The 21,925-nt window shown below is 36.6% G+C and carries 18 protein-coding genes and 9 tRNA genes; 21 read left to right on the forward strand and 6 right to left on the reverse strand.

What is annotated here, in order from left to right; translation table 11 throughout:
• Positions 1-48: 48 nt before the first annotated feature.
• The 9 genes from AAIE21_RS24240 (at position 49) to AAIE21_RS24280 (ending at position 836) form a co-directional block, all read left to right on the forward strand.
• A tRNA-Asp gene (locus tag AAIE21_RS24240) sits at positions 49-124 on the forward strand.
• 12 nt (positions 125-136) lie between these two features.
• Positions 137-212, forward strand: a tRNA-Phe gene (locus AAIE21_RS24245).
• A gap of 11 nt (positions 213-223) precedes the next feature.
• Positions 224-296, forward strand: a tRNA-Thr gene (locus tag AAIE21_RS24250).
• A 38-nt stretch (positions 297-334) separates the two neighbouring features.
• Positions 335-410 (forward strand) — tRNA-Lys (locus AAIE21_RS24255).
• Positions 411-423: 13 nt separating this feature from the next.
• Positions 424-494 (forward strand) — tRNA-Gly (locus tag AAIE21_RS24260).
• Positions 495-503: 9 nt separating this feature from the next.
• Positions 504-580: transfer RNA gene (locus AAIE21_RS24265), tRNA-Ile, on the forward strand.
• A gap of 8 nt (positions 581-588) precedes the next feature.
• Positions 589-663 (forward strand) — tRNA-Asn (locus tag AAIE21_RS24270).
• A 4-nt stretch (positions 664-667) separates the two neighbouring features.
• Positions 668-758: transfer RNA gene (locus tag AAIE21_RS24275), tRNA-Ser, on the forward strand.
• A gap of 6 nt (positions 759-764) precedes the next feature.
• A tRNA-Glu gene (locus AAIE21_RS24280) sits at positions 765-836 on the forward strand.
• Positions 837-878: 42 nt separating this feature from the next.
• Here AAIE21_RS24280 and AAIE21_RS24285 read toward each other — a convergent pair.
• Entirely contained in the window at positions 879-1,181 is a 303-nt protein-coding gene (locus tag AAIE21_RS24285) for a hypothetical protein (protein ID WP_343269112.1), read from the reverse strand.
• 120 nt (positions 1,182-1,301) lie between these two features.
• Here AAIE21_RS24285 and AAIE21_RS24290 point away from each other — a divergent pair, with 120 nt between their 5' ends.
• Positions 1,302-2,174: an RNA polymerase sigma-70 factor gene (locus tag AAIE21_RS24290; RefSeq protein WP_343269113.1), complete on the forward strand. Its 873-nt coding sequence runs from the start codon at positions 1,302-1,304 to the stop codon at positions 2,172-2,174.
• 238 nt (positions 2,175-2,412) lie between these two features.
• Positions 2,413-2,856: a carboxymuconolactone decarboxylase family protein gene (locus AAIE21_RS24295; RefSeq protein ID WP_343269182.1), complete on the forward strand. Its 444-nt coding sequence runs from the start codon at positions 2,413-2,415 to the stop codon at positions 2,854-2,856.
• Positions 2,857-3,168: 312 nt separating this feature from the next.
• Here AAIE21_RS24295 and AAIE21_RS24300 read toward each other — a convergent pair whose 3' ends face one another.
• Positions 3,169-4,167: an NADP-dependent oxidoreductase gene (locus AAIE21_RS24300; protein ID WP_343269114.1), complete on the reverse strand. Its 999-nt coding sequence runs from the start codon at positions 4,165-4,167 to the stop codon at positions 3,169-3,171.
• Between the two features lie 41 nt (positions 4,168-4,208).
• The gene (locus AAIE21_RS24305; protein WP_343269115.1) at positions 4,209-4,544 is read right to left on the reverse strand and encodes an ArsR/SmtB family transcription factor; all 336 of its coding nucleotides are present in this window, start codon (positions 4,542-4,544) and stop codon (positions 4,209-4,211) included.
• Between the two features lie 657 nt (positions 4,545-5,201).
• Between AAIE21_RS24305 and AAIE21_RS24310 the strand changes: the two genes are divergently transcribed.
• The 7 genes from AAIE21_RS24310 (at position 5,202) to AAIE21_RS24340 (ending at position 15,655) form a co-directional block, all read left to right on the forward strand.
• Entirely contained in the window at positions 5,202-6,146 is a 945-nt protein-coding gene (locus AAIE21_RS24310; RefSeq protein ID WP_343269116.1) for an L-lactate dehydrogenase, read from the forward strand.
• Positions 6,147-6,532: 386 nt separating this feature from the next.
• Positions 6,533-8,470 carry a 1,4-alpha-glucan branching protein GlgB gene (gene glgB, locus AAIE21_RS24315; RefSeq protein ID WP_343269117.1) on the forward strand — a complete coding sequence of 646 codons (1,938 nt, stop codon included), beginning with the start codon at positions 6,533-6,535 and terminating at the stop codon, positions 8,468-8,470.
• Positions 8,418-9,548 (forward strand): glucose-1-phosphate adenylyltransferase, encoded by a 1,131-nt coding sequence (locus AAIE21_RS24320; RefSeq protein WP_336450610.1) that lies wholly within the window; start codon positions 8,418-8,420, stop codon positions 9,546-9,548. The genes glgB and AAIE21_RS24320 overlap by 53 nt, the downstream gene beginning before the upstream one ends.
• 19 nt (positions 9,549-9,567) lie before the next feature.
• Positions 9,568-10,602, forward strand: coding sequence for a GlgC family sugar phosphate nucleotidyltransferase (locus AAIE21_RS24325; RefSeq protein WP_343269118.1), 1,035 nt, complete (start codon positions 9,568-9,570; stop codon positions 10,600-10,602).
• 310 nt (positions 10,603-10,912) lie between these two features.
• Entirely contained in the window at positions 10,913-12,349 is a 1,437-nt protein-coding gene (gene glgA, locus AAIE21_RS24330; protein ID WP_343269119.1) for a glycogen synthase GlgA, read from the forward strand.
• An 11-nt stretch (positions 12,350-12,360) separates the two neighbouring features.
• Positions 12,361-14,769 carry a glycogen/starch/alpha-glucan phosphorylase gene (locus AAIE21_RS24335; protein ID WP_343269120.1) on the forward strand — a complete coding sequence of 803 codons (2,409 nt, stop codon included), beginning with the start codon at positions 12,361-12,363 and terminating at the stop codon, positions 14,767-14,769.
• A gap of 331 nt (positions 14,770-15,100) precedes the next feature.
• Positions 15,101-15,655 (forward strand): GNAT family N-acetyltransferase, encoded by a 555-nt coding sequence (locus AAIE21_RS24340; RefSeq protein ID WP_343269121.1) that lies wholly within the window; start codon positions 15,101-15,103, stop codon positions 15,653-15,655.
• 41 nt (positions 15,656-15,696) lie between these two features.
• On the opposite strand, the gene AAIE21_RS24345 is transcribed toward AAIE21_RS24340, so the two are convergent.
• From AAIE21_RS24345 to AAIE21_RS24355, 3 genes are all read right to left on the reverse strand, one after another.
• Complete coding sequence (locus AAIE21_RS24345) at positions 15,697-15,840, reverse strand: hypothetical protein (RefSeq protein WP_343269122.1); 144 nt, start codon at positions 15,838-15,840, stop codon at positions 15,697-15,699.
• 269 nt (positions 15,841-16,109) lie between these two features.
• A complete protein-coding gene (locus AAIE21_RS24350; RefSeq protein ID WP_343269123.1) occupies positions 16,110-16,832 on the reverse strand; it encodes a lipase family protein in 723 nt (240 codons plus the stop codon).
• A 242-nt stretch (positions 16,833-17,074) separates the two neighbouring features.
• Positions 17,075-17,857: a TIGR00266 family protein gene (locus AAIE21_RS24355; RefSeq protein WP_343269124.1), complete on the reverse strand. Its 783-nt coding sequence runs from the start codon at positions 17,855-17,857 to the stop codon at positions 17,075-17,077.
• Positions 17,858-18,201: 344 nt separating this feature from the next.
• On the opposite strand from AAIE21_RS24355, the gene cspD reads away from it, so the two are divergent.
• From cspD to AAIE21_RS24370, 3 genes are all read left to right on the forward strand, one after another.
• Positions 18,202-18,402 carry a cold-shock protein CspD gene (cspD, locus tag AAIE21_RS24360; protein WP_001193050.1) on the forward strand — a complete coding sequence of 67 codons (201 nt, stop codon included), beginning with the start codon at positions 18,202-18,204 and terminating at the stop codon, positions 18,400-18,402.
• 289 nt (positions 18,403-18,691) lie between these two features.
• Positions 18,692-20,290 (forward strand): alpha-glucoside-specific PTS transporter subunit IIBC, encoded by a 1,599-nt coding sequence (locus AAIE21_RS24365; RefSeq protein ID WP_343269125.1) that lies wholly within the window; start codon positions 18,692-18,694, stop codon positions 20,288-20,290.
• Positions 20,291-20,519: 229 nt separating this feature from the next.
• Positions 20,520-21,854, forward strand: coding sequence for a 6-phospho-alpha-glucosidase (locus AAIE21_RS24370; protein WP_343269183.1), 1,335 nt, complete (start codon positions 20,520-20,522; stop codon positions 21,852-21,854).
• The last annotated feature ends 71 nt before the right edge of the window (positions 21,855-21,925 follow it).

Here is a 21,925-nt window from a genome sequence, read left to right on the forward strand (position 1 = left end):
CTCATAACCCGAAGGTCGCAGGTTCAAATCCTGTCCCCGCAACCAAATGGTCCCGTGGTGTAGTGGTTAACATGCCTGCCTGTCACGCAGGAGATCGCCGGTTCGACCCCGGTCGGGACCGCCATTTTTACATAAAGGCTCGGTAGCTCAGTCGGTAGAGCAGAGGACTGAAAATCCTCGTGTCGGCGGTTCGATTCCGTCCCGAGCCACCATTTTTATGCAAGCCGGCTTAGCTCAATTGGTAGAGCAACTGACTTGTAATCAGTAGGTTGGGGGTTCAAGTCCTCTAGCCGGCATCACATTTCACTTTGGTGAGTGCTTGTTTATTATAAATGAGCCATTAGCTCAGTTGGTAGAGCATCTGACTTTTAATCAGAGGGTCGAAGGTTCGAATCCTTCATGGCTCACCATTTTTAGTTTCATGCGGGTGTAGTTTAGTGGTAAAACAAGAGCCTTCCAAGCTCTGGTCGAGAGTTCGATTCTCTTCACCCGCTTTTGATTAGGGGCCTATAGCTCAGCTGGTTAGAGCGCACGCCTGATAAGCGTGAGGTCGATGGTTCGAGTCCATTTAGGCCCACCATGTATTATTCCGCAGTAGCTCAGTGGTAGAGCTATCGGCTGTTAACCGATCGGTCGTAGGTTCGAGTCCTACCTGCGGAGCCATTATAGAGAAGTACCCAAGTGGCTCAAGGGGCTCCCCTGCTAAGGGAGTAGATCGCTAACGCGGTGCGAGGGTTCGAATCCCTTCTTCTCTGCCAGAAATTGGCCCGTTGGTCAAGTGGTTAAGACACCGCCCTTTCACGGCGGTAACACGGGTTCGAATCCCGTACGGGTCATACTTAAAGAGATAGCAGATTCTGCTATCTCTTTTTTCGTTTTTAAGATTCTGAAATTCCATTAGCGACTAATAGTAAAAAAATATAAATGGATAGCAGTATGAAAAATATGCCATTAGATATAACACTGAAGATCATTATACTAGCGTTTTTTGTCTTAATTCCCAAAATTAAAGCGACTATAAATCCAATGTCAATTACAGTTAATAAAACAATGCTAATTCGCAAATCAGTATTTGGGTATAATCTTGAGGTTACAAAAACGAATAGTGTAGCGATAAGTAAAGAAATAGTCCAAAGAATGGGTTTAGCTATTGTTTTGCTTTCCCGCATGTTATTCTCCATAGTATCACCTCTTTCCACTTTCTTAAATTATACAAGCCTTTCGTAACAGAAAGATAATCTTTTAATTATAACAAATCATATATTTTTATATTGAAACACGCTATAGAATGGAGTGATAATATGGATTTTGAAACTTTGTATCGAACATATCAACCTTTAGTTTACTCTGTTGCATATCGCCTGCTTGGCTCTGTTAGTGACGCGGAGGATGTTGCTCAGGATATACTTATTAAAAGTCAACATGTGAACCAAGAATCAATTAAAAATATGAAGGCATATTTAATTAAAATGACGACAAACCATTGTTTGAATATACTACAATCGGCTCAGAAAAAGAGAGAAGTATATACAGGAGAATGGCTTCCTGAGCCGGAAATAGATACGATGAAACTAAATCCTATGGAAACTATAATTCAAAACGAAAGAGTATCCTATGCATTTCTTGTACTGCTAGAGAATTTAACACCTATTGAAAGAGCGGTATTTGTCTTAAGGGAAGCTCTCAGATACGATTATCGAGAAGTAGCGGAGATTCTAAACAAATCAGAGGCAAATTGCCGAAAGATTTACAGCCGTTGCAAAGAGAAGATACAGCATGAAGTGTCAGTACATCCACAACAATCGAGTCATACAGAAAAGATGGTACATACCTTTATTCAAGGTTCAGAAACAGGAAATTTTGAGGCGTTTATTAATTTGTTGAGAGAGGATGTAGCCCTTGTCACTGATGGAGGCGGTAAAGTGCGTGCAGCCATATTTCCGATTTTGGGCAAACAGCGTATCCAGACATTTCTGGAGGCAATTGTTTCAAGGGGATTCTTTCAAGTCGAACTTTTTCCAACTATCATAAATGGTCAAATTGGTATCTTAGCAAGGAATAAAGGCCGTGCAGAAAAAGTCATATGTTTTGAGTGGAATGAAAGTGGAGAATCAATTAGAAGAATCTACATTATAGTCAATCCTGATAAATTAAAGCATATTCCAGTTCTATAGTATTTATTAAAAAGAGATTTTTTAAATCTCTTTTTTACTTTGTCACAAAACAAAAAGCTAATTTGTCTTATAAGTGACAGGATATAAAAGGGATGCTATATATGTTTCTTATTAGAGCTTCTGTCATGAATTAAAATATTTTACGGCAGATAGTGATTTTAAATCATTTATGAAAGACCCTGTTAAATATCCTGGTGTCAAAGTACAAACTAATTTTATTTTATGGAGGGAATATATGATGGAAACAAGATTCTTAATGGGAAAAGTAAATCCAGAAGGTTACAAGGCAATGGCAGGATTAGAAAAATATTTGATGACTACAAGTATTGATGAGATATTGAAAGAGCTAATTAAGATCCGGGCTTCTCAAATCAATGGATGTGCGTATTGCATTGATCTCCATACGAAAGATGCACGAAAACTAGGGGAGACAGAGCAGCGTATTTATGCTCTTAATGCTTGGCGTGAGACACCATTTTTTACGCAGGAAGAACGTGCTGTGCTTGCTTTGACAGAGGCGATTACACTAGTAGCGGAAACGCACGTTCCTGATGAAGTATATGAAGAAGTAAGAAAATACTTTGAAGAAAAACAAATTGCTGAAATCATTATGCAGATTGTCGCTATTAATGCATGGAATCGAATTGGAGTTTCTACCCGTTTAATGCCAGAAGTAAGATAAGGCCTTGCATAAAAAGCTATTCTCGTAGCTTTAGAATAAAGATTGATTGAAAAATTACCTTCACCCCTTATTTAACATCAAATACAAAAACTCCATTTTGAAAAAAAATTGATCAAAATGGAGTTCCTTTTATAACTAAGTACGAGTTTTCTATAAAAAAATTTGAATATTTCAAGGAGCATCATTGAGCTAACTTTTAGGGTAGAGTCAAAATACGGGTTTACAACATTAAGGAAATTTCAATATAAAAATACCAATTACACAGAATTAAATGAAAATGAGCGAAAATAGTAATTTTGCTTCGTTTGATAACTATCTGATTTTTAAAATTATTTTTCCTTTAGCCCTTCCCGACTCCGAATATTCCATCGCCTTTTGAGCATCTTTAAAAGAAAAAACTCTATCAATTATAGGTTTGATTTTACCAGACTCAATAAAGTTTGCAATAATACGTAATTGATCTCCACTTGGCTTCATAAACAAAAACGTATATTGAGCACTATGCTTTTTTTCAAGTGCAGTAAGTTTATTACTTGCTGCTGAAAACAACAACGTTTTAAAAAAACCTGAACCATATTCTTTAGCAAAACGAGCATTCGGTATTCCCGAAATGGAAACAATTTTTCCACCGCTTTTTATAATATCGAATGATTTTTCGAGTATCTTGCCCCCAATTGTATCAAATACTACATCATAATTTTTCAGTATATCTTCAAATTTTTCTGTCTTGTAATTAATAATTTCATCTGCACCAAGAGATTTTACTAAATTCGTACCAGCTTCACTGGTAGTCGTTGCAACAGTGGCACCCATTACTTTTGCCAGTTGAATAGCAAAGGTACCGACACCACCAGCGCCAGCTTGAATCAAAATCTTTTGTCCTTTTTGTAATTGTATTATGTCATGTAAGGCTTGATATGAGGTTAACCCAACCAATGGGATCGAAGCTGCTTCCTCAAAGCTCAAATTTTTAGGTTTTAAGGCTATGTCATTTTCATGAATTGAGATATATTCCGCAAAAGTACCGATGTTACTCTTCCGTGGACGGGCATATATTGCATCACCAACTTTAAAACGAGTCACTTTTGCTCCAACCTTCATCACGACACCAGAAAAGTCATTACCAAGGATAAGGGGCATTTTATATTTAACTAACAATTTCACTTTCCCATCGCGTATCTTAAAATCAATAGGATTAATACTAGCTGCATGAATTTCTGCGAGTACCTCATATTCATTAATTTCAGGTATGGGCATTTCTGCCATACGCATGGGGACTTTCCCATACTTATCAATAACCATTGCTCTCATTTTATATACCTCCAAATAATCTATGTTTATATTCCATAATTTCAATAAAATTTTTGCATTAACTTCTCAATATCCAACACAAGAGTTTTTAATAAACCTAATTTTGTTCGTACATTAATATAATAAAAGTTTTTTGTACCTTCTTTACGCATTAAAATAATACCGGCATCTCGCAAAATCTTAAGATGATGTGACACAGCAGGTCGAGAAAGATGTGTTTGTTCAGTGATTTCCCCTACACGCAATCCTGTTTGACAATCCGTTCCCATTAGAACTAACAAGATAGATTGACGTGTTTCATCACCAATTGCCAATAGTACTTTTTGACAATTAATAAAATCTTCTTTAATAACATTTAGTTGGTCATGTTTATTCATTCAATCAAATACCTCCAATAATCAGTTGAACAGTTTAAGTTGACGAACCATATCACCGAATCCAACAATATACTATTGTTGGATTCGGTGCAATATTGAGAAAGCAAATCGAGACGAATCATATCTTAAAAGTGGAACATCATTAACTTTTAATGTTCAGCAACTTAAAAAAGGAGACTATGTTTGATGATTTGTTCTCCGAAATGAAACAAATTTATTATTTCACTAATCTGATCCGTTAATGTTGCTTTGAAATAAAATTTGATTAAAAGTATTACCCAAATCTATTTTTACGACAAATAAAAAGGAATAAAACAGTACAACTTTTTTATAAACAGTTAATCTTTTTTCAAAATGATTAAACTTTATTTTAAATTCACAACTCTTTCTAGAAACGCTATCGAAAATGTAGTACTACATGAAAATAAGTTTTCACAATCTAAAGAAAAGGTTTACATTGAGATTGATTCCATACCTAGTATGATAACTTTCTCCTATCTGTGAAAAAGTTCACAAATAGGTCATAATTTGTGAATTAATTCACAATGATTCATGCTACAATATGTGTGTAAGGAAGTTAAACAACATTAAATTAGTACTTTAATTAATTACTTAAACAATCATAATAAATGTGAACAATAGAGAGGGGAAATTACCATGAAAAAAGGTATCAATCGGGTAGTATTAGTAGGAACAGGAGCTGTAGGTTGTAGTTATGCTTACTCAATGATCAACCAAGGTGTAGCTGAAGAATTTGTACTTGTAGATGTAAATGAAGCAAAAGCAGAAGGGGAAGCAATGGACTTAAGCCATGCGGTACCATTCTCTCCAGCACCAACAAAAGTTTGGAGCGGTAGTTATGCAGATTGCAAAGATGCAGATCTTGTTGTTATCACTGCTGGATTACCACAAAAACCAGGTGAAACTCGTTTAGACTTAGTTGAGAAAAATACAAAAATCTTTAAGCAAATCGTTCGCGGTATTATGGATAGCGGATTTGATGGTATTTTCCTAATTGCAACTAACCCAGTTGACATCTTAACTTACGTAACTTGGAAAGAATCTGGATTACCAAAAGAGCGCGTAATTGGTTCTGGTACAACTTTAGACTCTGCTCGTTTCCGCTATATGTTAGGTGACTACTTAGATGTAGATCCACGTAACGTTCATGCATACATCGTTGGTGAGCACGGTGATACTGAACTTCCAGTATGGAGCCACGCTACTGTAGGGGTACAAAAACTAGAAACAATCTTAGCGAACAACGAACAGTATAACCAAGATGATTTAGATAAAATCTTCGAAAATGTACGTGATGCAGCTTACCATATCATCGAGCGTAAAGGTGCAACTTACTACGGAATCGGTATGTCACTACTGCGTGTAACTAAAGCGATCTTAAACAATGAGAACAGTGTACTAACTGTATCTGCATACCTTGAAGGCCAATACGGCGAAAAAGACGCTTATGTAGGTGTTCCAGCAGTTATTAACCGCGAAGGTGTACGTGAAATCGTTGAGCTTGAGCTAAATGAAGAAGAAAAAGCGAAATTCGCTCACTCTGTAAAAGTTTTAAAAGAAACAATGGCACCAGTACTTTAATATAACTGATAAATGATTCAGAGGCGGGAAACTGCTTCCAGCTTCTGGATTTTTATATAAAATAATATAAATTCCTTTTCCAGTTTCCCTGTATATCCCCCAAATATACCCCTTTTGCTGGAAAAGGGTTGTTTATAGAAGAAGCACTCTATTTAAAAATAGGGTGCTTTTTATTATATTATTACAAGTAAAATGATTATATAAAAAATAAAACGCTTTCAATGAATATTCGTCAAAATTCGATATATTTTATCAAAAATTAAAATATTACCTTTAATTCCCACGAAAAAACGTATATTTATTTAAAAATGCACAAGGATATTTCAGTTTTTTAGCGAATGTTTATAAAGTAATAAAAATTCTGTCATCTTAGTGAGGTGAACATATTGAGTGTAACAAATTGTATAGAAGAGAGTTTGTATGAATTTCATACAAAGAAGTGTTATGAGAGCTATAACATATTTGGCGCGCATCTTGCAGTAGAGGGTGAAATACAAGGCGTACGATTTACAGTATGGGCTCCTCATGCAAAAGCTTTGAGCGTAGTTGGAGATTTTAATGATTGGGATGTTGAAGGGCATCGGATGATACAAATGACAGAACAGGGTATTTGGTCATTGTTTATACCACATTTGGAGGAAAACGAAATATATAAGTATGCGATTGAAACCAAAGGTGGCGAAACAATTTTAAAAGCAGATCCCTATGCAAATTATGCAGAAGTAAGACCAAATACGGCATCTGTTATTTTTGATATAAGGGGATACGAATGGAACGATAAAAATTGGTTCCGTAAGAAAAAGCGAAAATCAACTTATAAGGAAGCAATGGCAGTTTATGAATTGCATTTTGGATCATGGAAAAAGAAAGAAAATGGCTCGCTGTACTCGTATCGAGAAATGGCAGCGGAACTCATTCCTTATGTGGTGGAACATCAATTTACCCACATTGAAATTATGCCGCTTGTTGAACATCCATATGATCGATCCTGGGGGTATCAGGGAACTGGATATTATGCGGTGACAAGTCGGTTTGGTACACCTCATGATTTCATGTATTTTGTCGATGAATGTCATAAATATGGAATCGGTGTCATTTTAGATTGGGTACCAGGTCATTTTTGTAAGGATGCCCATGGTTTGTATTTATTTGATGGGGCACCAACCTATGAATATAAAGATTTAGACGTGCAGGAGAATGAAGTTTGGGGAACAGTAAATTTTGATTTAGGAAAACAAGAAGTGCGAAATTTTTTGATTTCAAATGCATTGTTTTGGATGAAATATTACCATATTGACGGCTTTCGCGTCGATGCGGTTGCAAATATGTTGTATTGGGAAAAGGAAGGGAAAGAGCAAAGTAATGAATATGCCGTTTCCTTTTTACGAGAGTTAAATGAGGCAGTGTTTGCAGAGGACGAAGAATTTCTGATGACTGCAGAAGATTCGACAGCTTGGCCACTTGTGACTGCGCCAACTTATGAAGGCGGACTAGGGTTTAATTATAAGTGGAATATGGGCTGGATGAATGATGTGCTGAAATATATGGAGTGTGCACCGGAATACCGGAAATATATTCATGAGAAAATGACATTTTCTTTGCTATATGCTTACTCCGAAAATTTCATATTGCCGCTTTCTCACGATGAAGTTGTTCACGGGAAAAAATCATTGTTAAATAAAATGCCGGGAGACTACTGGGAAAAGTTTGCACAGCTTCGTTTATTATACGGGTATTTCTTTACGCACCCCGGGAAGAAATTGCTCTTTATGGGCGGGGAATTCGGCCAGTTTGATGAGTGGAAAGATCTTGAGGATCTAGATTGGAATTTGCATGATTTTGAAATGCATCGTTCTATGCATGATTACTTTAAAGTGCTCATAGCATTGTATAAGCGCTCTAAGCCACTTTGGCAGCTTGATCATTCGCAGGAAGGGTTTCAATGGATTGATGCTGATAATAGAGAACAAAGTATTTTTTCATTTATTCGTAAAGGGGATAAGGATGAGGATATCCTTGTCGTTGTATGTAATTTTACTAACATTGTGTACGAAAACTATAAAGTGGGCGTACCAGAATTCCAATATTATAACGAGATTTTAAATAGTGATGATGTAATATATGGCGGTTCAGGACAGGTGAATAAAAAACGGCTGAAGGTAATAGAGGAGCCGTATCATAACCAGTCTGCTCATGTAGAAATAACAATTCCACCACTTGGGGTATCTATTTTACGACCAGTGAAAACGAGAAAGGGGAGCAAAAAACAAGATGGTTCAAAAGCAGACGTGCGTAGCAATGTTACTAGCAGGAGGAAAGGGTAGCCGTTTAAGTGCCTTAACAAAAAATTTAGCAAAGCCAGCTGTTCCATTTGGCGGCAAATATCGAATCATTGATTTCACTTTAAGTAATTGTGCAAACTCTGGTATTGAAACGGTTGGAATTTTAACGCAGTATCAGCCACTTGAACTTCATAGCTATATTGGAATCGGTAATGCTTGGGATTTAGACCGTGTGAATGGCGGCGTGACTGTATTGCCCCCGTACTCGGAATCTTCAGGAGTGAAATGGTATACAGGAACAGCTAGTGCGATTTATCAAAACTTAAACTACTTGCATCAGTACGATCCTGAATATGTTCTGATTTTATCAGGGGATCATATTTATAAAATGGATTACAGCAAAATGTTAGATTACCATATTGAAAAAGAAGCAGATGTTTCGATTTCTGTTATTGAGGTACCTTGGGACGAAGCAAGTAGATTTGGAATTATGAATACGAATGAAGAGATGGAGATTGTTGAGTTTGAGGAAAAACCACAGTTCCCAAAAAGCAATCTTGCCTCGATGGGAATTTACATTTTTAATTGGGCGATCTTAAAAGAATATTTAGAGATGGATGCAAGAAATCCAGATTCTACGAATGACTTCGGAAAAGATGTTCTTCCTCTTTTACTAGATGAAGGAAAGAAATTAATTGCTTATCCGTTCCAAGGGTATTGGAAAGATGTTGGAACTGTTAAAAGTTTATGGGAAGCCAATATGGACTTGCTTCGTGATGAATCTTTATTGCACCTAAATGATCGTGATTGGCGCGTTTACTCAGTTAACCCCAACGAACCACCACAATTTATAGCTGAGAATGCCAAAGTAGAAGAGTCATTGATAAATGAAGGATGCGTTATTGAGGGAGATGTAAAGCATTCTGTTTTATTCCAAGGTGTAACGGTAGGAGAAGGTAGCCTAGTTATTGATTCCGTTGTTATGCCAGGGGCTCGAATTGGAAAAAATGTTGTGATTGAAAAGGCGATTGTTGGCTCAGGTATGGTAATTGAGGATAATACCGTGATTCGATCAGAAAAAAATGTAGATGAGATTGTATTAATCGCAGAAGGAAAATAGACAAAAGGGGATGAGATACATGGGAGAATCAATGTTAGGAATTATTAATGCAACAGGGAGCTTTCCTTCTTTAAAGAAAGTAACAGAACACCGTTCACTAGCTGCGCTACCATTTGGAGGGCGTTATCGTCTCATTGATTTTATGCTTTCAAATATGGTTAATTCCCATATTCATAGCGTAGCGATTTTTACGAGTCATAAAAATCGTTCCTTGATGGATCATCTTGGATCAGGAAAACAATGGGACTTAGATAGAAAACGCGACGGCTTATTTTTATTTCCTCCGAATTGCCAATGTGATCAAGATGAGTTTGGTTCCTTCGCTCATTTTAGAAGACATATTGATTATTTTCTACGTAGTAGACAAGAGTATGTTGTCATTACAAATAGTCACCTTGTCACAGCAATAAATTTTCAAGCAGTGTTAGAGAGACATATACATACGGAAGCAGATATTACGGAAGTGTGCCATGAAGGAGTTCCCTTGCAAACCTATGTGCTTAAGAAACAGTTATTATTAGAGTTATTTGAAACGTATAAAGATATGGAGCATTATAGTTTATTTGATGTTGTTAGAGAAAAGCGGGGAGAATCATTGTACATTGGCACATATGAACATACGGGATATGTAGCGGTGATCGATTCGATTGAAAGTTATTATAAACATAGTTTAGAAATTTTGCAGCCTTCGATTTGGAAACAGTTATTTACGAAAGAAGCACCGATTTTTACAAAAGTAAAAGATGAACCACCAACACGTTATATGAAAGATGCTAAGGTGAAAAATACAATGATTGCAAATGGAAGTATTATTGCAGGGAAAGTTGAGAATAGTGTTGTATTTCGTTCGGTTAAGGTTGGAAAAGGTTCGGTAATTCGAAATAGTATTATTATGCAAAAGAGCCAAATTGGAGATAACTGTATATTAGACGGTGTTATTATTGATAAAGATGTTAAGATTGAGGATGGTGTAGTTTTAACAGGAACACCTGATAATCCATATGTTGTGGAAAAGGGGAGTATCCAAAGTCAAAATGTTACTAGTTATTCTTGAAAGCTCAATATAAATGAAAATATGGATTAAAACCTTCTTTTTTAGGTGGAAGAGAGGATCCAGCGATGGATAGAAGCGGTCAGAGCCTTTTGTGGCCCCATGCCGAGTTAAAACCAAAAGGAGAAAGTAAGTAGAAGTCTTCTTTTTCTCTCATAGCCGTAATTTCTATGTAGGAAAATCGAAATAGAGCTATATAGCCAGTGGACTGGGATTCACTGGCTCATCATGATATAAATTTAAAATCCGAAGGGAGGAAGCTGTAAGAAGGGCGGCTCAAGGTGTACACGCTTTTCAGGCAGTGGAACAACACGTGAATATTTTATTTGCAGTATCAGAATGCGTACCGTTTATTAAATCAGGAGGCTTAGCAGATGTTGCGGGTGCACTTCCAAAAGAATTGAAAAAATTAGGGGTAAACGTCCGCATTATACTTCCAAACTACAGTCTTATTCCTAAGCATTTACGAGAAGCATGTACGCTTCATAAGGTAATCAATGTTCAGCTTGGTTGGCGAAACCAATATTGCGGTATTTTAAAAGGGGAGCAAGACGGGATTACGTATTATTTAATCGACAATGAATATTATTTTAAAAGGGATTCTCTATACGGACATTATGATGATGGAGAACGTTTTTCTTTCTTTTCTAAAGCAGTGTTAGAGTGTATGCCGCACTTAGATTTTGAAGTGGATATCCTTCATAGTCACGATTGGCATACAGCGATGGCGAATTTTTTACTACGTGAAAAGTATGGGGACAACCCGTCATATCAACATATTAAAACCGTTTATACGATTCATAATTTGCAGTTCCAAGGTGTATTTCCACGTGAAGTTATGCATGATTTACTGGAGCTTGGCGATGAATATTTTCATAGTGAACAGCTTGAATTTTATGGGAACGTTAACTTTATGAAAGGCGGCATTATCGCTTCAGATCGTATTACAGCGGTTAGTCCGACATATAAGGAAGAGATTCAATACGAATTTTTTGGAGAAAAACTAGATGGTTTGCTGCGTAAATATAATGATAAGCTGAGCGGGATTGTAAATGGTATTGATACGAGTGTATATAATCCAAAAACGGATTCATTTATTACTGCACAGTATGATGCTGAGTCGCTATATGATAAGCAAGACAATAAACGTGCACTGCAGCGTTACTTTGGTTTGCCAGAAAAAGAAGATACGCCAATTATTTCAATGGTAACGCGATTAACAAAGCAAAAAGGTCTTGATTTAGTACGTACTGTCTTTCATGAAATGATGGAAGACGATGTACAATGTATCATTTTAGGGTCAGGGGATTCTGAGTATGAGCAGTTTTTCGAGTGGATGGCATATGAGTATCCAGAAAAAGTGAAAGTGTATGTTGGGTTTAATGAAGAGTTAGCACATCAAGTATATGCAGGCAGTGATTTATTTTTAATGCCATCATTATTTGAACCATGTGGACTTGGACAACTTATCGCACTCTCATATGGTGTAATCCCAATTGTAAGAGAAACGGGAGGATTGAACGATACAGTTCACTCTTATAATGAGAAAACGGAGGCTGGAAATGGCTTCAGTTTTAGAAACTTTAACGCTCATGACATGTTACACACAGTTCGTCGTGCATTGAAGTATTATCATAATAAACCGGTATGGAATCAGCTTGTAAAGCAGGCGATGACAGAAGATTATAGCTGGAAAAAATCTGCTTTTGCATACAAGGAACTATATAAAAGTTTGTTGAAACACTCTTAGGTGGTGAAAAAATGTTTGCTCATGTTGAAAGTTTTAAAGCAGCTTTTTTAGAAAAACTAGAAACGATGTATGGAAAAAGTTTCAAAGATTCTACCAGTCGTGACCAGTATAATACACTCGGTCATATGGTACGTGAGTATATGAATCAACATTGGATTGCAACAAATGAAAGGTACCGGACAGGGAGTCAAAAGCAAGTGTATTACTTATCTATTGAGTTTTTACTTGGCCGTTTGCTCGGTAGTAATTTACTAAATTTAGGAATACATGATGTATGTGAACAAGGTCTTTCAGAGCTTGGAATTTCATTGAAAGAATTAGAAGAAAGTGAAGCGGATGCAGGACTTGGTAACGGAGGACTTGGCCGCCTTGCAGCCTGTTTTCTTGATTCATTGGCATCTTTAAATCTTCCGGGACACGGATGTGGTATTCGTTATAAGCATGGTTTATTTGATCAGAAAATTGTCGATGGGTATCAGGTGGAATTGCCTGAACAGTGGCTTCGTCATGAAAATGTATGGGAAGTAAGAAGGCATGATCAAGCAGTGGAAGTAAGTTACTTTGGACGAGTGGAAGCTGTACAAATCAATGGCCGTTTAGAATTTCGTCATACTGATGCAGAAGTTATTATGGCGGTTCCGTATGATGTTCCAGTCGTTGGGTATGAAACAAATACTGTGAATACACTTCGGCTTTGGAATGCAGAGCCAGTTCCTTTTCCTCAAAATTGCAAAGATATTTTGAAATATAAACGTGAAACAGAAGCGGTATCGGAATTTTTATATCCAGATGATACACATGATGAAGGGAAAATATTACGGTTAAAACAACAGTATTTTCTTGTATCGGCAAGCTTACAAAACATTATTCGCATGCATAGAGAGAGAAATGGAACGCTTCGCAATTTGCATGAGAAAATTGCAATTCACATCAATGATACACACCCAGTCCTTGCGATTCCAGAACTCATGCGTATTTTACTAGATGAAGAAAAACTCTCTTGGGAAGAAGCATGGGATATTACGACTCAGACGATTTCTTATACGAACCATACGACATTGTCAGAAGCGCTTGAGAAATGGCCGATCCACATCTTTAAACCGTTATTACCGCGTATTTACATGATTATTGAAGAAATCAATGAACGCTTTTGTCATGAACTATGGGAGCGATATCCATATGATTGGAAGCGAATTGAAGATATGGCGATTATCGCGCATGATCTTGTAAAAATGGCGCATTTAGCAATTGTCGGGAGTTATAGTGTAAATGGCGTTGCAAAAATTCATACGGAAATTTTAAAACAACGTGAAATGCGATTGTTTTATGAGTTTTACCCGGAGAAATTTAACAATAAGACAAATGGAATCGCGCATAGGCGCTGGCTTCTAAAAGCAAACCCTCAGCTTACAAATCTCATTTCAGAAGCGATTGGAACGGAATGGAAGAAACGCCCTGAAGCGTTACAATTACTGCAGGATTATCGGTATGACACTGCTTTTCAAGATAAGTTACATGAGGTAAAGCAAGAGCGTAAACATATTTTAGCAGAACGAATTCACAACAAAATGGGAATTATCGTTGACCCGAATTCTATTTTTGATGTACAAGTGAAACGATTGCACGCTTACAAAAGGCAATTATTAAACGTGTTACACATTTTATATTTGTACAATCGTTTGAAAGAAGATTCTAGTTTTTCGTTTTATCCGCGCACGTTTATTTTTGGAGCGAAAGCATCGCCAGGCTATTATTATGCGAAAAAGATTATTAAATTAATAAATGAACTTGCTCGAAAGGTAAATGAAGATCCGTATGTAAGTCAATATATGAAAGTTATCTTTCTAGAAAACTATCGTGTTTCCTTAGCGGAAGATATTTTCCCAGCGGCAGATGTAAGTGAACAAATCTCAACGGCGAGTAAAGAAGCATCAGGAACAGGGAATATGAAGTTTATGATGAATGGTGCAATTACGCTCGGAACGCTGGATGGAGCTAATATTGAAATAAGAGAAAGAGTAGGGGATGAAGCCTGTTTTATCTTTGGCTTAACAGCGGAAGAAGTGCTTCATTATTACCAAAACGGTGGTTATCGTGCAAATGATTACTACCACCACAATATGCACATTAAAAAAATTGTGGATCAGTTAACAAATGGCTTTTTCCAAAATGCTGGTGCCGAATTTGAAGCAATTTACGATTCGCTTGTCATTCAAAACGACGAGTACTTTGTCCTTCGTGATTTTAGTCCATATGCAGAGCGTCAAGAAGATGTAGGAAGAGCATATGAAAAAAGAAGAAAGTGGCTCGAGATGTCGATTATCAATATTGCACAATCTGGGCATTTTGCGAGTGATCGAACGATTTTGGAGTATAGTAATGAGATTTGGGGTATTGGTGATAGGGTTAAGCTTTCATGAGTTGAAGATATAAATTAAAAACCTTTCTTTTTAGTTGGGAGAGAGGATCCGGCCTTGTGTAGAAGCGGTCAGATCCTTTTTTAGCCTCATGCCACGTGAAAACAGAAGGAGAAAAAAGAGTGGAGGTCACTTTTGTTCTTCATAGCAGCGACTTATATGCCTAAAAATCAAAATGAATATATAGGAATAATATAGGGTCCCTTGTGAAGATTTGAAGGGGCTTTTGTTTATGGGATTGAAGAATATAAAAATAAGTACGGTATATTTTAGTATGGGATTCTTTTTATTATGAAAAAAAGTGGATAAACCAATTATGGAATGAGGTGGAAGTATGCAAAATAGCTATGAACTTCAGAAATTAGAAACAAAGCGTCTTATACTAACAAAATTAGAAGTTTCTCATTTAGACGATTTGTTTGAAGTTTATTCAGATCCCCAAACGACTACATATGTACCTCGAAATGTACATGAAGATAAAGAAGAGACTCGTAGTTTATTGGAAAAAATGATGGAAACAACAAAGGAAGGTAAATCTTTTGTTTGGTCCGTTATTTTTCAGGAGAACCAAAAAGCGATAGGAACCTGTGGTATTTGGCTATTACCGCACAGTAGTGCTTCTTTAGGAGCAGTTATCAGTCCGTTGTATTGGGGAAAGGGCATTATTGTTGAAGCTTCAGAAGAGCTGATAAAGTTTGGTTTTCAGGAGTTAAGTTTGAATCGTATTGAGGGAAGATGTGATGTGAAAAATATAGCGTCTGAACGAGTGATGCAAAAGTTAAAGATGACCTATGAAGGAATATTGAGACAAAGTGTAAGAATTAATGATGTGTACAGAGATTCTAAGGTATATTCTCTGTTGAAAGAAGAATATAATAGTGCCTGGTAAAATCAAAACAGCTTGGAAGTTTCCAAGCTGTTTTGATTTTTTTAGCTTGCTACTGAAATACAAGGATTCACTGAATAAAGCATACCAGTTCCCCCATACTCCTCTGTAGCAAAGTATGAGAATGTAAAGAAACCTGTAACTGCAAATAATAGAACAAGAAAAAGTGCAAATAAATATTTTAGCATGTATGGTCCCCTCATCCGAAGTTAGTTACATATATAAATCCAAATTAAAAAACGAACATCAAACCATTCTTTTCAGATGGGTGAGAGCATCCGGCCATGCATAGAAGCGGTCAGTGTCTTTTTTAGCCCCATGCCATGTGAAAACAGAAGGAGAAAATGAGTAAAAGTCTCTTTCTGTTCTTCATAGCCATAATTTATATGTTAGAAAATCAAATTGGATTCATATATTATTATAATATACTATCATTCCATTTCCAAATGTTTCCGGTTTAAAAGTGAGAAGTCAGACATGTTTTGTATGTTGCCATGGCGTGATTGTTGGCAATGGATTTTGTGTTTTTCGTAAATGTCAAGTTGTGATGAACATGTGCATATTCCCAATCGTGGTCATTAAAATGCACTTTGCGCGGGGGAAGAAGCGGGACGACATCGAATAAATTAACGAAGCGAAAGCTGCTTGCTACTTGCATTTTATAGTAGTTTCGAAAAGTAATATCGCCAACTTTTGGAGAAGCGAAGTTATAGAGACCGTATTGTGCAAATGCAGTATTAACGCGTGCATCTAAAATGTGCAGTGTGGCAAGGGCTCCGCCTAGACTATGTCCTGTGGCGAGCAATTTTTTATGGGATGGCAAAGATACGAGCATATCCATAATTGTATCACGGCACGATTCATAAATAGAGAGAAAACCGTTATGGACATTTCCACTGTTTAAAGCGTATGGATACGGTTTTTGGTTCATAAGTGAATCAATAAGCCACTCTGGATCCGTTTGTGTTCCCCGAAAGGCAACGATGATAGTATCTTCAGATTCTAATATGAAGCCAAACCATTCTGTTGTTTGAATTACTTTTGCTTGAAAACCTTGTACATATTGAAAATTATCAGGTATTTGAAAAACGCCATTTTGTTTATATTGATCATATGTTAACTCGCAGCAAGAAGCTAACAGTATGGCAGTATCTTTATCAAAAGATAAAGGAGTACGCATCAAGGAAGCCCTCCCTAAGAAGAAGTAATAGTTCAATATATGAGTGGGGATGAGGATTCATTCTTTGAGCGATTTGCAAATAAAGTGCAATGAAAAGTGAATATGTTTTACAAAGTAACACTTGAACCTCCAGTTAAATGAGGCGATGGAGTATTATATGATTCAAAATGGTATGTACAGTCCTACAGCAGAAAAAGATAAATGAAAAAATCGCTACGTTTTATGACGTAGCGATTTGGATTTTACTCTTTTCCATCAAGAAGACGACCAAGTCCTCCTAAAACGCTACCTTCACCGCTGCTTTGAGCGGCAGGGTTTGTAAGACGTGCTGCTAAACGGCTTAATGTTAAGGATTGAAGCCAAACCGTTCCTGGTCCTTCTAACGTCGCGAAGAATAAACCTTCACCGCCAAATAGAGCAGTTTTTACGTTGCCTACGAATTGAATATCGTAGTTAATATCTTTCGTCATCGCAACAAGACACCCTGTATCAATGCGGAGTTTTTCACCAGGCTTAAGCTCACGTTTGTATACTGTGCCACCTGCGTGCATGAAAGCAAGTCCATCACCTTCAAGTTTTTGCATAATGAAGCCTTCACCGCCGAAGAAGCCGCTACCAATTTTTTTTGTGAATTCAATTCCGATAGAAACACCTTTTGCAGCACAAAGGAATGCATCTTTTTGACAAATTACTTTGCCTTGATACTCTCTTAAATCAACTGGGACGATTTTCCCAGGATACGGTGCAGCAAATGATACGTGACGTTTGCCATGACCTGTGTTTGTAAATACAGTCATAAACATACTTTCACCTGTAACGAGACGCTTTCCAGCACCCATTAGTTTTCCGAATAGGCCGCTAGACTTTCCACCCCCGTCACCGAAGATTGTTTCCATTTCAATATAGTCTTCCATCATCATCATCGCGCCAGCTTCTGCGATAACACTTTCCTCTGGATCTAATTCAATTTCAACAAACTGCATATCATCGCCGTATAGTTTATACTCGATTTCATGTGCCTTCATTATTTTCACCTCTTATGTAGTGGATACTAATATTGTATAGAAATTAAAGAGATTAGAAAACTGTAGTTTTGTTAATTTTCAAATAAAAATTATTAGAGAGTCAATTATTTTACATATTTTGTGAAGTTTTAAAAAAAATATGAGGAAAATACTGAAATGAAAGTGTTCTCATTTGACGTTTTTGATAGAGCGTGATATAGTGAAGTCACTATTGAGCTACATAATGTGGTACGGAAATAAAGCGTGTTTAATTCAAGGCATTAGGTCTGAGATACATTCATGTCCTTTATATCCACCTTTTCATGTGGATTCATAGTTTCATTTTTATTTAGGAGGTACATGACATGCAAACAGGTAAAGTTAAATGGTTTAACGGCGAAAAAGGTTTTGGTTTCATCGAAGTTGAAGGTGGAGACGATGTATTCGTTCACTTCTCAGCTATCCAAGGTGAAGGTTTCAAAACTTTAGAAGAAGGTCAAGAAGTTTCTTTCGAAATCGTTGAAGGCAACCGCGGACCACAAGCTGCTAACGTTACAAAAAACTAATTAGCTAGCGAGAAAAGGAACATTCCTATATAAGGGATGTTCCTTTTTTTTGTTTAGGAACCTTTTGGGAATATTCTTACTTCATGGAAAATATCACAGAAAAGGTGATTGAGGGCAAAGTGTATGGGAACCGTTGTTGGGAAAAGAGTTGGTGTGATATAAATTTAATGAAAGCGTTAACAAAGGGAGGGTAGAGCGTTTATATAAACTTTAGTTGAGATAGGAATAGCTACAGCCTTTTTAGAGAAAATGTGAGTTTTATAAAAAGTGAAGCGGGAGGCGTTTTACTATGATGCAAAAAATTCAGCGTTTTGGCGGGGCAATATTCGTACCGGTGTTACTTTTTCCGTTCGCCGGTATTATAGTCGGATTAACCATCTTATTTAAAAATCCAGATATAATGGGTTCCTTAGCGGATCCCAATGGGATGTGGTATAAATTTTGGTATGTCATTGAGGAAGGGGGCTGGGCTGTTTTTAGACAAATGCCATTATTATTTGTAATAGGGATTCCGATTGGTTTAGCGAAAAAGGCACATGCACGTGCTTGTATGGAAGCAATTATTACCTATCTCACTTTCAATTATTTTATTAATGCTATTTTGACATTATGGGGTAGTCATTTCGGGGTGGATTTTGATGCAGAAATTGGAGGGACTAGTGGACTAACAACAATTGCGGGTATTAAAACTTTGGACACGAATATTATAGGTGCTATTTTCATTGCAGCTATTGTTGTTTCTTTACATAATCGTTACTTTGATAAAAAGTTACCAGAGTTTTTAGGGATTTTTCAAGGATCGTCATTTGTTGTCATTATAGCATTTTTCGTTATGCTACCAGTCGCATTACTTACGTCATATGGATGGCCAATGGTACAGCACGGAATTTCATCTTTACAAGTTTTTCTATCTACGTCTGGTATTGTAGGCGTTTGGCTATATACATTTTTAGAACGTATTTTAATTCCAACTGGATTACATCATTTTATTTATGGTCCATTTATTTTTGGCCCTGCAGCAGTAGAAGGAGGAATTACAAAATATTGGGCAGAGCATTTAACAACCTTTGCTACATCTACGCAATCATTAAAAGACATGTTTCCGCAAGGGGGATTTGCTCTACATGGTAACTCGAAAATTTTTGGTATTCCAGGTATAGCGGCTGCTATATATGTAACGGCGAAAGCTAAAAATAAGAAGATGGTATCAGGGTTACTCATTTCTGCTACATTAACATCTGTTATTGCAGGAGTGACGGAGCCAATTGAATTTACATTTTTATTTGTTGCACCTATTTTATTTGCTGTACATGCTTTCTTAGCAGCTACTATGGCAGCGACAATGTATGCATTTGGTGTAGTTGGAAACATGGGAGGCGGTATTATTGAAGTTGCCACTGCTAACTGGATTCCATTGTTTAAATACCATGGATGGACTTTTGTAACACAGTGGGTTATTGGATTTATATTTATGGCTATTTATTTCTTGGTATTCCGTTTCCTAATTTTAAAGCTTGATATCGCTACACCAGGAAGAGAAAAAGAAGAAAATGAGGAAATTAAGCTATATACAAAAGCTGATTATAAAGCTAAAAAGCAGGATCATTCGTTGAGAAAGGAAGAAGTCTCAGGCGATGATCAACAGGCGAAGCGAATTTTAATTGCACTGGGTGGAAAAGAGAATATAGAAGATGTTACAAACTGTGCAACACGTCTTCGCGTAAGTGTAAAGGATGAAACGTTATTAAGTGCGGACAAGGATTTTAAATCCGCGGGTGCGCATGGTATTGTGAGGAATGGTAAAGCGATTCAAGTCATTATTGGATTATCAGTTCCACAAGTGCGAGAGCAATTTGAAAGATTATTGGAAAATGAGAATGCTAGCTAATAGAATCATGTTGAAAAACACCTTCTTTATCATAAAAGAAGGTGTTTTTTTTATTTTAAAATAGTAATTGGAGGTGTGTTACATATGAAATAAACATGCTGGGAAATTTCTTGCGAATTGTGAAAAAGAACAGAAAATGTGATTGAGATCTAGTTATGCTATCTCTATTGTTGGAGAGTTTTTCCCGTGATATAACATAACTGTAAGCGTTAACAATAGTATAGGGGGAATCAAAATGAAAAAGTTTTCTATTGTAATTGCTGGTGGAGGTAGTACTTTTACTCCAGGTATTGTTTTAATGTTGTTAGATCATTTAGATACATTTCCTATTCGTAAATTAAAATTCTATGATAATGATAAAGAGAGACAAGACACTGTAGCTGGTGCTTGTGAAATTATTTTAAAAGAGAAAGCACCTGAAATTGAATTTGTTTCTACAACAGATCCAGAAGAGGCATTTACTGATGTCGATTTCGTTATGGCACACATTCGTGTTGGAAAATATGCGATGCGTGAACTAGATGAGAAAATTCCATTGAAACACGGTGTAGTTGGTCAAGAAACATGTGGACCAGGTGGAATTGCTTACGGCATGCGTTCAATTGGCGGAGTAATTGAATTAATTGACTACATGGAGAAATATTCACCGGATGCTTGGATGCTAAATTATTCAAATCCAGCTGCGATTGTAGCTGAGGCAACACGTCGCTTACGTCCGAACTCTAAAGTATTAAATATTTGTGATATGCCAGTAGGGATTGAAGTACGCATGGCACAAATATTAGGCTTAGAATCTAGAAAAGATTTAAATATTCGTTACTATGGTTTAAATCATTTCGGATGGTGGACAGAAATTCGTGATAAAGACGGTAAAGATTTAATGCCTGGGTTAAAAGAGCATGTTGCTAAATATGGATATGTAGTACAAAGTGGTGGCGATAGTCAGCATGTAGAAGCGAGTTGGAATGATACGTTCTTAAAAGCTCGGGATGTATATGCAACTGATCCTGATACACTACCAAATACGTATTTAAAATATTATTTATACCCAGATTATGTCGTAGAGCATTCTAATTTAGAATATACTCGTGCAAACGAAGTAATGGATGGAAGAGAAAAATTTGTATTTACTGAATGTCAAAAAGTAATTGATAATCAAGCTACGGTAGGATGTGAGTTACATATTGATGAGCACGCTTCTTATATTGTAGATTTAGCTCGTGCGATTGCATATAATACGCATGAAAGAATGTTACTCATTGTAGAAAATAAAGGATCTATTTCTAACTTTGACCATACAGCAATGGTGGAGGTTCCTTGCATCGTCGGAAGCAATGGACCAGAACCATTAGCGATTGGTGAAATTCCACAATTCCAAAAAGGATTGATGGAGCAACAAGTATCAGTTGAGAAGTTAGTCGTAGAAGCTTGGGAGAAAAAATCATATCAAAAATTATGGCAAGCTTTAATATTATCTAAGACAGTTCCAAGTGCTAAAGTGGCAAAAGATATTTTAGATGATTTATTGGAAGTAAACAAAGCTTACTGGCCAGAATTAAGCTAAATGATAGGAACAAAAAGTACATAAGTAAAATTTGTACTTTTTGTTCCATTTTCATAATCAATCTATATTAC

This window comes from Paenibacillus sp. 102 (assembly GCF_039549175.1).
GTDB lineage: Bacteria > Bacillota > Bacilli > Bacillales > Bacillaceae_G > Bacillus_A.

Excerpts from the sequence above, each read along its gene's own strand:
- AAIE21_RS24285 (WP_343269112.1), bottom strand. The coding sequence starts at position 1,181 with ATGGAGAATAACATGCGGGAAAGCAAAACAATAGCTAAACCCATTCTT.
- AAIE21_RS24290 (WP_343269113.1), top strand. The coding sequence starts at position 1,302 with ATGGATTTTGAAACTTTGTATCGAACATATCAACCTTTAGTTTACTCT.
- AAIE21_RS24295 (WP_343269182.1), top strand. The coding sequence starts at position 2,413 with ATGGAAACAAGATTCTTAATGGGAAAAGTAAATCCAGAAGGTTACAAG.
- AAIE21_RS24300 (WP_343269114.1), bottom strand. The coding sequence starts at position 4,167 with ATGAGAGCAATGGTTATTGATAAGTATGGGAAAGTCCCCATGCGTATG.
- AAIE21_RS24305 (WP_343269115.1), bottom strand. The coding sequence starts at position 4,544 with ATGAATAAACATGACCAACTAAATGTTATTAAAGAAGATTTTATTAAT.
- AAIE21_RS24310 (WP_343269116.1), top strand. The coding sequence starts at position 5,202 with ATGAAAAAAGGTATCAATCGGGTAGTATTAGTAGGAACAGGAGCTGTA.
- AAIE21_RS24320 (WP_336450610.1), top strand. The coding sequence starts at position 8,418 with ATGGTTCAAAAGCAGACGTGCGTAGCAATGTTACTAGCAGGAGGAAAG.
- AAIE21_RS24325 (WP_343269118.1), top strand. The coding sequence starts at position 9,568 with ATGGGAGAATCAATGTTAGGAATTATTAATGCAACAGGGAGCTTTCCT.
- AAIE21_RS24335 (WP_343269120.1), top strand. The coding sequence starts at position 12,361 with ATGTTTGCTCATGTTGAAAGTTTTAAAGCAGCTTTTTTAGAAAAACTA.
- AAIE21_RS24340 (WP_343269121.1), top strand. The coding sequence starts at position 15,101 with ATGCAAAATAGCTATGAACTTCAGAAATTAGAAACAAAGCGTCTTATA.
- AAIE21_RS24345 (WP_343269122.1), bottom strand. The coding sequence starts at position 15,840 with ATGCTAAAATATTTATTTGCACTTTTTCTTGTTCTATTATTTGCAGTT.
- AAIE21_RS24350 (WP_343269123.1), bottom strand. The coding sequence starts at position 16,832 with ATGCGTACTCCTTTATCTTTTGATAAAGATACTGCCATACTGTTAGCT.
- AAIE21_RS24355 (WP_343269124.1), bottom strand. The coding sequence starts at position 17,857 with ATGAAGGCACATGAAATCGAGTATAAACTATACGGCGATGATATGCAG.
- cspD (WP_001193050.1), top strand. The coding sequence starts at position 18,202 with ATGCAAACAGGTAAAGTTAAATGGTTTAACGGCGAAAAAGGTTTTGGT.
- AAIE21_RS24365 (WP_343269125.1), top strand. The coding sequence starts at position 18,692 with ATGATGCAAAAAATTCAGCGTTTTGGCGGGGCAATATTCGTACCGGTG.